Genomic DNA, 11,016 nt, shown 5'->3' on the forward strand with positions numbered 1-11,016 from the left:
CGCAAACGCGACGGCCGCCTCATCGGAGGCGGCCGTTTTGGTTTCAGCCTCAGCTATTGTTGTGGTCGACCTTGATAGTCGGATCGCTGCCGGCAATCAGGTTGTGCAGATTGGCGCTCGCCCAGTTGTTGCCTTCCAGTTTGATCGTCACGTCCGGCGTTGCCGCGGCGGCATCGCCTGAGTTGAATTTGCCCGCCGAGCTGACTTGCAGCGACGACGTGCCATCGACTGTGGTGATCTTCAGGAAGTTGTCGATCGTGCTGCCGGTCTCGCCTTGCAACAGGTCGCGCAGGTCGATGCGGTCGCCTTCGCTGGCTTTGAAATCCTTGATCACATCGTTACCGGTATCGCCCGATTTCCAGACGAAGGTGTCGCCACCTGAACCACCGATGAGGATGTCGTTGCCCTGACCGCCGATCAGCGTGTCGTTGCCGGTGCCGCCGAGCAGGATGTCATTGCCCTTGCCGCCGTCGAGCAGGTCAATACCGCCCGAGCCGAACAGGATGTCATTGCCTGCGCCACCGAGCAGCGTGTCGTTGCCATCGTGCGCGCCGGACACATCGAACGCCTGATAGTGCTCGGTGATGTACTGGTGCACGTTGCTGGTGCTGACTTTGCTGACGTCGACGCCGGTTTCCTTGGCGACGAACGCCTGCATCGCCTGGTAACCCTCGCCGGCAATGCCGTTGAAGCTGACCAGATCGCCGAACAGGATGTCATTGCCGTCGCCACCGTTGACGGTGTCGTTACCCGGCATCGTGGCTTCGGTGTGACCGATGATCGAGTTGGCCAGGTCTTTCGGATCGATATTGGTTTGCGGCGTTTTGTCCGAATCGTACGGCTTGAGGTCGTTGAGACTGACGCCACTGTTCAGGCCGATGGCTTCGACATTCGACAGACCGCTCAGCAAGGCAAAGCCACTGGTCGAGTTACTGGTCGTGTACGAGTTGGTGCTGTTGCCGGTACCCGCCAGGCTCGACAACTCATAAGTGCCGTCGCCCTGCGCATGGATCGTGCCCAGGGTCTCGCTGCTCCAGCCCCACCACGAACTGTAGGTTTGCAGCACAACGCTACCGGCGCTATTGATGGTCAGGTAATGCGTGTTGTCGATATAGGTGCTGAACGCGTCGCCCTGCTTGTAGTTGCTGGTGTTCACCACGCTGTCGAGTTTCACGTTGCCATACAGGGTCGGGTTGGTCTGCTCGCCGCTCTGGTAGTAAGTCGGCTGGCCGTCGGTGATGAAGTACGTGAGGTTCTTCGCCCCGGTGTTGGCCACGGCGTCGGCACTCTGGAACCAGTTAGCCGTGGTTTTGAACACGTCTTCGTAGTTGGTACCGCCGCCGGAGCCCATCGAATTGAGTACGGCTTTGAGCAACGTGAGCGCGTTCGGGTCGTTGAGATTCACCGACACCGATTTATTGACCTGGGTGTCGAAGTCCACCAGGAAGATGTTCACCGTGCCCGAGTTGCTGCCGCCCAGGCTTTGCTTGAGGCTGTTGAACACCGAGGTCAGCGAGTCTTTCGCAGCGTTCAGCGATGAGGTGCTCATGCTGCCCGAGCTGTCGACCATGAACGCAATGTTGTAGTTGGTGCCCGGCACCACGGTCAGGCCGCCGATATCAGCGACGATGATGTCGTTGGCGTCGGTGCCGGTGACGTTGTCGTCACCCGAGGTGGCGGTGACTGCGTTGTACACCGCAGGCACTACCGTGACCGGAATGGTCGCGGTGCTGCTCGCCGAGCCGCCGACCTGCTCGGTGGACGTCGAGGTTACGGTGAGATTGAACTGGCCGTTGTAGTAGGTCGGCGGGGTCACGGTCAGAGAACCGAGGTTCCAGCCGGTGACATTGGCTTCGCCATTGCTCGCGCTAACGGTGAAGGTATGACCCGCGCCATCGCTGAGCACCGAACCGACCGGTGCGCCGCTGATCTTCACGCTCAGGGTTTCCGAGCCGTCGGTGTCGGTCAGCGCGGTGCTGATCGCCGAGAGTTTCACCGTGGTGCCCTCGGCGCCGGTGTTGAGCTTGTAGCCGTCGTAATAGCCTTCGCCATTGGCGCCGTGCAGATCGGAGACGGTGACGCCCGAGTTGATCAGATCCTGCACACCGGTGTAGATCGGCACGCCGGCGTTGCTCAGGTCGATCGGCGTGCTGCCATTGACCGACAGATTGACGTCATAGCTGCCCGGGCCGCTCTGGTTGTGGTGGTAGATGTCGAGGGTGTAGTAACCGCTGGTGGTCGGGGTGAACGAACCGTTGATCGCACCGCCCGCGCCCCAGGTCCCGGAAGCCACGCTCTTGCCGCCGATGGTGATCAGCAGGCTGTCATCGGCGATGCCGCTGAAGCTGTAGGTCTTGCCGGCTTCCAGATAGATCAGGCCAGAGGTCTTCGACGCCGTACCGGCGGCCACGCTGCCGTCAGACTGCACGTTGGTGACGCCAGTGCTGGAGTTCGGTTTGCCGGCCGCGTCGATGACGTTTTTCAGGGTGGTCGAGTTGGCGCCGCTGCCGTCAGTGCCCAGGCCCGACAGACCGGTCCAGACTTCCTTGATCAGGCCAGTGGATTTAACGCTGTTGTCGGCCACGGCCACGGTCGGCGCATCCGCCACTGGCGTGATGTCGATCTTCACCGTGCCGGTGCTGCCCAGCACCTGGCCATCGGTAGGCTGGAAGCCGATCTGTGCGTAATCCGACTGATTGTTGCCCAGACCGGTGCCGCCATAACCGTCGGCCCCCGACTCGTTGGCATCCGGCAGGAAACGCAGCTTGCCGGCGTCGATGTCGACCTTGCTGAAGGTCTGGTTGTTGGCAACATCCTTCCAGGTCGAGCCATCCAGATACTGCAGTTTGCCCTCGCCCGGCAGTTGAGTGATCTTGATACCCAGCCTGCTCGCCGGGCTGTCGACATCGCTGACACCGAAGGTCGACCAGCCGAGTACCAGCGGCGTGTCTTCGGTGCCGGTGACATTGCTCGGCGCAGCGACCGGTGCATCGTTGACCGCCACCACGTTGACCGTGGTCGTCGCGGTGTTCGAGTAGTTGCCGCCATCGGTCACGGTCACGGTGATGACGCGCGGCACGGTGCTCGGGTTTTCGCTGCTGTTGGTGAAGCTGATGTTCTTGATGGCCTGCATGTAGTCGGCCAGGGTCGCGTTACCCGAGAGCGTCAGGGTCACCGTGCCGTTGGTGCTGTTGGCATTGATGATGATGCCGTTGACGCTGTTGCCCAGATTCAGCGCATCGCCGTCCTGACGGTTGGTCAGCACCACGGTGGCACCGGCCAGCATCGTGCTGTCCGGGTCGGTGATGCTGAGGTCGGTGTCAGCGATCGACACGCCGGCGCCCGGGGTGTTCTCGGTGAACGTCACTTTGTAATCGGCACCGGTCGCACCGCTGGAGTTGTTGGCGTCCAGATCGAGCACCGGTGGCGCATCGTTGTCGATGATCGAGGTGCTGACGCTGCCATTGGTGCCGCTGACCGCGAGGTTCTCGAAGTTGCCGCCGGTGGCCGAATCGATCTTGACCACGAAGTTCTCGCTGCCTTCGGTGATTTTGTCATCGAGGGTGGCGACATTGAATTGCGCGCTGCTGGCGCCCGCCGGGATCTTCACGGTGTACACGCCGGTGAAGTCCGAACCGTCGGCAGCGGTGCCGCTGTAGACGATTTTCAGCGTCACTTCGGTCTGCGCCGGATGATTGAGGCTGACGGTGTAGCTGGCGGTCTGGCCTTCGGTCACCGAGCTGCTGCCAGTGATGCTGACGGTGGTGGTGTCGACGGTGTCGGTAACAGTGGTCACCGCGGGCGTGGTGCTCGGTACCAGATTTTCGAAGTTACCGCCGGTCGCGGTTTTGATCGTTGCCTGGACCGAGCCGGCGTCTTTGTAGACGTCGTCTGCTGGCGCTGAAACGTTCACGGCGCCGCTGGTTTCGCCTGCCTTGATGGTGATCACAGCGCCGTTCGACAAGGTCACGGTGACTGGCGAGCCGGCGGCGTTGCTCAGAGTCGCGGTGTAGGTGATCTGGCCACCTTCGGCTACCGAGCCGGTCGCGCTGAGCGACAGGTTGGTGGTGTCGACGGTATCGGTCACGGTGGTGCTGACCGGGGTCTTGTCGGCGATGAGATTTTCGAAATTACCGCCGGTTACGTTAGTAATCGAGTTGGTCAGCGGAGCGTTACCCGTCAGCGCATCGTTCGGTGCGACGGCAGTTACCGTGCCGGTGGTCTGGCCGACGGCGATGGTGATGTTCTGGCCGTTGGCCAACGTCACGACAACTGGCGAACCGGTGACGGGTGCGCCGACGGTTGCGGTGTAGACGACGTTGCCGCCTTCGGCCGCTGTGGCGGTTGCGCTCAGTTTTACGGTGGTGGTGTCGATGGTGTCGGTGACGCTGGTCACTGCTGGCGTGGTGCTCGGCACCAGGTTTTCGAAATTGCCACCGGTCGCAGTTTTGATCGTGGCTTGCACGGAACCGGAGTCTTTGTAGACGTCATCGGTCGGTGCAGCAACGGTGGCGGTGCCGGTGGTTTTGCCGGCCTCGATGGTGATCGTTGCGCCATTGCTCAGCGTTACGGTCACTGGTGTGCCGGCGGCGTTGGTCAATGTCGCGGTGTAGGTGATCTGACCACCTTCGGCCACGGAACCGGTCGCACTCAGCGACAGATTGGTGGTGTCGGCAACATCCGTAACAGTGGTCGAAACCGGTGTTTTATCCGCCACCAGATCTTCGAAATTGCCGCCGCTCACGCCAGTGATCGAGTTGGTGATCGGGGCGTTGCCTGTCAGCGCATCGTTCTGAGCCACAGCGGTTGCAGTGCCGGTAGTCTGACCGACGCCGATGGTGATGGATTGGCCGTTGGCCAGGGTCACGACCACTGGCGAACCGGTAACAGGCGCGCCAACCGTGGCGGTGTAAGTCACGGTGCCGCCTTCAGCGACCGAAGTATCGGCGGTCAGTTTGACCGTCGAAATGTCGATGGTGTCGGTGACACTGGTCACCGCTGGAACCGAGCTCGGCACCAGATTTTCGAAGTTGCCACCGGTAGCGCTGGCGATCGTCGCCTGCACAGAACCGGAGTCTTTATAGACGTCATCGGATGGTGCAGCAACGGTCGTGGTGCCGGTGGTTTCGCCTGCTTTGATGGTAATCACAGCGCCGTTCGACAAGGTCACGGTCACTGGTGAGCCAGCGGCGTTGGTCAATGTCGCGGTGTAGGTGATCTGACCACCTTCGGCCACGGAACCGGTCGCACTCAGCGACAGGTTGGTGGTGTCGGCAACATCCGTAACAGTGGTCGAAACCGGTGTTTTATCCGCCACCAGATCTTCGAAATTGCCGCCGCTCACGCCAGTGATCGAGTTGGTGATCGGAGCGTTGCCTGTCAGCGCATCGTTCTGAGCCACAGCGGTTGCAGTGCCAGTAGTTTGACCGACCGCGATGGTGATGGATTGGCCGTTGGCCAGGGTCACGACAACAGGCGAGCCAGTAACAGGCGCGCCAACCGTAGCGGTGTAGGTCACGGTGCCGCCTTCAGCGACCGAAGTGTCGGCGGTCAGCTTGACGGTCGAGGTGTCGATGGTGTCGGTGACAGTCGTCACGGCTGGAGCAGTGCTTGGCACCAGGTTCTCGAAGTTGCCACCGGTCGCAGTTTTGATCGTGGCTTGCACGGAACCGGAGTCTTTGTAGACGTCATCGGATGGTGCCGGAACGGTTGCGGTGCCGGTGGTTTCGCCAGCCTTGATGGTGATCACAGCGCCGTTAGACAGGGTTACGGTCACTGGTGAGCCAGCGGCGTTGGTCAATGTCGCGGTATAGGTGATCTGACCACCTTCGACCACCGAGCCGGTCGCGCTGAGCGACAGATTTGTAGTGTCGGCAACGTCGGTGACAGAAGTCGAAACTGGAGTTTTGTCCGCCACCAGATCTTCGAAGTTGCCTCCGGTTACGCCAGTGATCGAGTTGGTGATCGGCGCATTGCCAGTCAGCGCATCGTTCTGAGCAACAGCGGTTGCAGTGCCAGTAGTTTGACCGACCGCGATGGTGATGGATTGGCCGTTGGCCAGGGTCACGACAACAGGCGAGCCAGTAACAGGCGCGCCAACCGTGGCGGTGTAGGTCACGGTGCCGCCTTCAGCGACCGAAGTGTCGGCGGTCAATTTGACCGTCGAAGTGTCGATGGTGTCGGTGACACTGGTCACGGCTGGAACCGAGCTCGGCACCAGGTTTTCGAAATTGCCACCGGTAGCGCTGGTGATCGTGGCTTGCACGGAGCCAGCATCTTTGTAGACGTCGTCTTTCGGAGCATCGACGGTCACGGTGCCGGTGGTTTTGCCGGCCTCGATGGTGATCGTTGCGCCATTGCTCAGCGTTACGGTCACTGGCGAGCCAGCGGCGTTGGTCAGGGTCGCGGTGTACACAATCGAACCACCTTCAGCCACAGAACCGGTCGCACTCAGCGACAGATTTGTTGTGTCGGTAACGTCGCTGACTGCAGTCGAAACCGGTGTTTTATCCGCCACCAGATCTTCGAAATTGCCGCCGCTCACGCCAGTGATCGAGTTGGTGATCGGCGCATTGCCTGTCAGCGCATCGTTCTGAGCCACAGCGGTTGCAGTGCCAGTAGTTTGACCGACCGCGATGGTGATGGATTGGCCGTTGGCCAGGGTCACGACCACTGGCGAACCGGTAACAGGCGCGCCAACCGTGGCGGTGTAGGTCACGGTGCCGCCTTCAGCGACCGAAGTGTCGGCGGTCAATTTGACGGTCGACGTATCGATGGTGTCAGTGACATTGGTCACTGCTGGAACCGCGCTTGGTACCAGATTCTCGAAGTTGCCGCCGGTCGCATTCTCGATGGTCACTTCGACTTTGCCGGCATCTTTATAGACGTCGTCTTTCGGTGCGTCGACGGTCACGGTGCCGATGGTTTTACCCGCGTCGATGATGATCACAGCGCCGTTCGACAGAGTCACGGTCACTGGTGAGCCAGCGGCGTTGGTCAATGTCGCGGTGTAGGTGATCTGACCACCTTCGGCCACGGAACCGGTCGCACTCAGCGACAGATTTGTAGTGTCGGAAACGTCGGTTACAGAAGTCGAGACCGGAGTCTTGTCCGCAACCAGATCTTCGAAATTACCGCCGCTCACGCCAGTGATCGAGTTGGTGATCGGCGCATTGTCTGTCAGCGCATCGTTCTGAGCCACAGCGGTTGCAGTGCCGGTAGTCTGACCGACGCCGATGGTGATGGATTGGCCGTTGGCCAGAGTCACGACCACTGGCGAACCGGTGACCGGAGCGCCAACCGTGGCGGTGTAAGTCACGGTGCCACCTTCAGCGACCGAGGTATCGGCGGTCAGTTTGACCGTCGAAGTGTCGATGGTGTCGGTGACTGTCGTCACGGCCGGAGCAGTACTCGGAACGAGGTTCTCGAAATTGCCGCCGGTAGCGCTGGTGATCGTTGCCTGGACGGAGCCGGCGTCCTTGTAGACGTCATCGGTCGGTGCAGGAACGGTTGCGGTGCCGGTGGTTTCGCCAGCCTTGATGGTGATAACAGCGCCGTTCGACAAGGTCACGGTCACTGGTGAGCCAGCGGCGTTGGTCAATGTCGCGGTGTAGGTGATCTGGCCGCCTTCGGCTACCGAATCGCTAGCGGTCAGGTTCAGGTTGGTGGTGTCGGTGGTGTCCGATACGACGGTATCGGCAGACTTGCCGTCGACCACCAGTTTTTCGTAATTGCCGCCCGTGGCGCCATCGATGGTCACGCTCAACGAGCTGCCGCCCGCCAGCGGGCTGTTCGGCGCGACGTAGTTGACACTGCCGGTGGTTTCACCGACGGCGATGGTGATGGTCTGGCCGTTGGACAGGCTGACGATCACCGGCGAGCCGGTCACTGGCGCGCCCACGGTCGCGGTGTAGACCACGGTTTCGCCTTCGGCGACGTTCGCAGTGGCGCTCAGCGATACGGTGGAAGTGTCGATGGTGTCGTTGACCGTGGTCACCGCTGGCGCTTTGCTGGTAACCAGATTTTCGAAGTTGCCGCCCGTTGCACTCTGGATGGTCGCTTCAACGCTGCCGGCGTCTTTGTAGACGTCGTCTTTCGGTGCATCGACGGTCACGGTGCCGGTGGTTTTGCCGGCCTCGATGGTGATCGTTGCGCCATTGCTCAGCGTTACGGTCACTGGAGTGCCGGCCGGGTTGGTCAGCGTCGCGGTGTAGGTGATCTGGCCGCCTTCGTTCACCGCGCCGGTCGCGCTGAGCGACAGGTTGGTGGTGTCGACGGTGTCGGTCACGGTGGTGCTGACCGGGGTCTGGTCGGCAACAAGGTTTTCGAAGTTACCGCCGCTGACGTTGGTGATCGAGTTGGTCAGCGGCGCGTGGCCGGCGAGGACGTCGTTCGGCGCGGTAGTGCTCACGCTGCCGCTGGTCTTGCCGACTTCGATGGTGATGTTCTGACCGTTGGCCAGGGTCACGACCACAGGCGAACCGGTGACCGGCGCGCCGACGGTGGCGGTGTAGGTGACGGTGCCACCTTCGGCCGCAGTTTCGGTGGAGGTCAGTTTGACCGTCGAGGTATCGACGGTGTCGGTGACATCGGTAACCGCTGGCGTGGTGCTCGGCACCAGGTTTTCAAAGTTGCCGCCAGTGGCGTCCTTGATCGTGACTTCGACTTTGCCGGCGTCTTTGTAGACGTCATCGGCAGGTGCCGGAACGGTGACGGTGCCGGTGGTTTTGCCGGCCTCGATGGTGATCACCGCGCCGTTGCTCAGGCTCACGGTCACTGGCGTGCCGGCCGGGTTGCTCAGGGTCGCGGTGTAGACAATCGAACCGCCCTCGGCCACCGAGCCGGTGGCGGACAACGACAGGCTAGTGGTGTCGGCAACGTCAGTCACCGAGGTCACCGCCGGGGTCTGATCGGCGACGAGATTTTCGTAATTGCCACCGCTGGCGCCGTCGATTTTCACGCTCAGGGTGTTGCCGCCGGCCTGTGCATCGTTCGGCGCAGTGAAGTTGACGCTGGCACTGCTGGCGCCGACCGGAATGGTAATGGTCTGGCCGTTGGACAGGGTAACTACTACCGGTGAACCGGTGACCGATGCAGTCACGGACGCGGTGTAGACGACCACGCCACCTTCGACCGCGCTGGCGCTGGCGGTCAGCGAAACGGTGCTGTTGTCGATGGTGTCAGTCACGTTGGTGACTGCCGGGGTCTTGTCGACCAGCAGATTTTCAAAGTTGCCGCCGCTGGTTTTGGTGATGCTCGCATCGACCTTGCCGGCGTCCTTGTACACGTCATCGGCGGGCGCGGCGATGGTCGCAGTGCCAGTGCTCGCACCCTTGGCAATGTTGATCACCGCGCCGTTGCTCAGGGTCACGCTCATGGCGGTGCCGGCCGGATTGCTCAGGGTCGCGGTGTAGACGATCGAGCCGCCCTCGGCAACGCTACCGGTGGCGCTCAGGCTGATGTTGGTGGTGTCGACGGCGTCGGTGACTTTGGTCACCACAGCCGAACGATCGGCCTCGACGCGCTCGAAGTCGCCGCCGCTGTGGCTGGCGATCGCCGTCCGCACGTTGCTGCCATCGATGTACGGCGTATTGGCGGGCGCCGGGAAATTTACCGAGCCGCTGGTAGCACCGGCAGCGATGTTGATCACCGCGCCGTTGGCCAGGGTCACGGTCATCGCAGTGCCGGCCGGGTTGCTCAGGGTCGCGGTGTAAGTGATCTGGCCACCTTCGCTGACGGTATCGCTGGCGGTCAGGGTCAGTGCGGTTGTGTCGACGGTGTCGTTGACCGTGGTGCTGACCGGGGTCTTGCTGACGTCGAGTCTTTCAAAGTTGCCACCGCTGGCGTCGGTCATGGTCACGGTGAGCTTGCTGACGTCCTTGTAGACGTCGTCGCTCGGCGCGTCGATGGTTACCGAACCGCTGGTCTTGCCGGCTTCGATGGTGATGGTCTGGCCATTGCTCAGGTTGACGGTCACCGGCGTCTGCGCGGCGTTGGTCAGCGTTGCGGTGTAAGTGATCGAAGCGCCTTCGAGCACATAGCTTTCTGCGCTAAGGGTCAGATGGGTGGTGTTGACGGTGTCGGCGACGTTGGTCACCGCTGGCGTAGTGCTCGGCACCAGACTCTCGAAGTTGCCACCGGTGGCGTCCTTGATGGTCACTTCGACTTTGCCAGCGTCCTTGTAAACGTCATCGGCAGGTGCCGGAATGGTCACAGTGCCGGTGGTCTTGCCTGCTTCAATAGTGATGACCGAGCCGTTGCTCAGATTGACGGTTACCGGCGTACCGGCCGGATTGCTCAGCGTCGCGGTGTAGGTGATTTGCCCGCCTTCGTTGACATTGCCGGTGGCAGTCAGCGCGACGCTGGTGGTGTCGACGGTGTCGGTCACGGTGGTGCTGACCGGAGTCTCGTCGGCGATCAGATTCTCGTAGTTGCCGCCGCTGAGGTTGGTGATCGAGTTGGTCAGCGGGGCATGACCGATCTGGACGTCATTCGATACGGGGGTGGTAACGCTGCCGGTGGTCTGGCCGACGGCGATGGTGATGTTCTGGCCGTTGGCCAATGTCACGACAACAGGCGAGCCGGTGACGGGCGCGCCGACAGTGGCGGTGTAGGTGACGGTGCCGCCTTCAGCGACCGAGGTGTCGGCGGTCAATTTGACCGTCGAAGTGTCGATGGTGTCGGTGACAGTCGTCACCGCTGGATCAGTGCTCGGTACCAGGTTCTCGAAGTTGCCACCGGTAGCGGTTTTGATCGTGGCTTGCACGGAACCGGAGTCTTTGTAGACGTCATCGGATGGTGCCGGAACGGTTGCGGTGCCGGTGGTTTCGCCTGCTTTGATGGTGATTACGGCGCCGTTCGACAAGGTCACGGTCACTGGCGACCCAGCGGCGTTGGTCAGCGTCGCGATGTAAGTGATCTGGCCGCCTTCGACGATGTTATTCGTCGCAGTCAGGGTCAGGCCAGTGTCATCGACCGAGTCGGTGATGGTGGTGACCGCAGGCGTGTTGCTTGGCA

The 11,016-nt window shown here is 61.6% G+C and carries 1 protein-coding gene; it reads right to left on the reverse strand.

The features are described 5' to 3' along the window. Positions 1-49: 49 nt before the first annotated feature. Positions 50-11,016, reverse strand: a 10,967-nt coding sequence (locus tag ACIGDJ_RS07395) for an immunoglobulin-like domain-containing protein (protein WP_397504529.1), incomplete at its 5' end; no start/stop codon positions are given.

Source organism: Pseudomonas sp. NPDC079367 (assembly GCF_044542195.1).
Lineage (GTDB): Bacteria > Pseudomonadota > Gammaproteobacteria > Pseudomonadales > Pseudomonadaceae > Aquipseudomonas.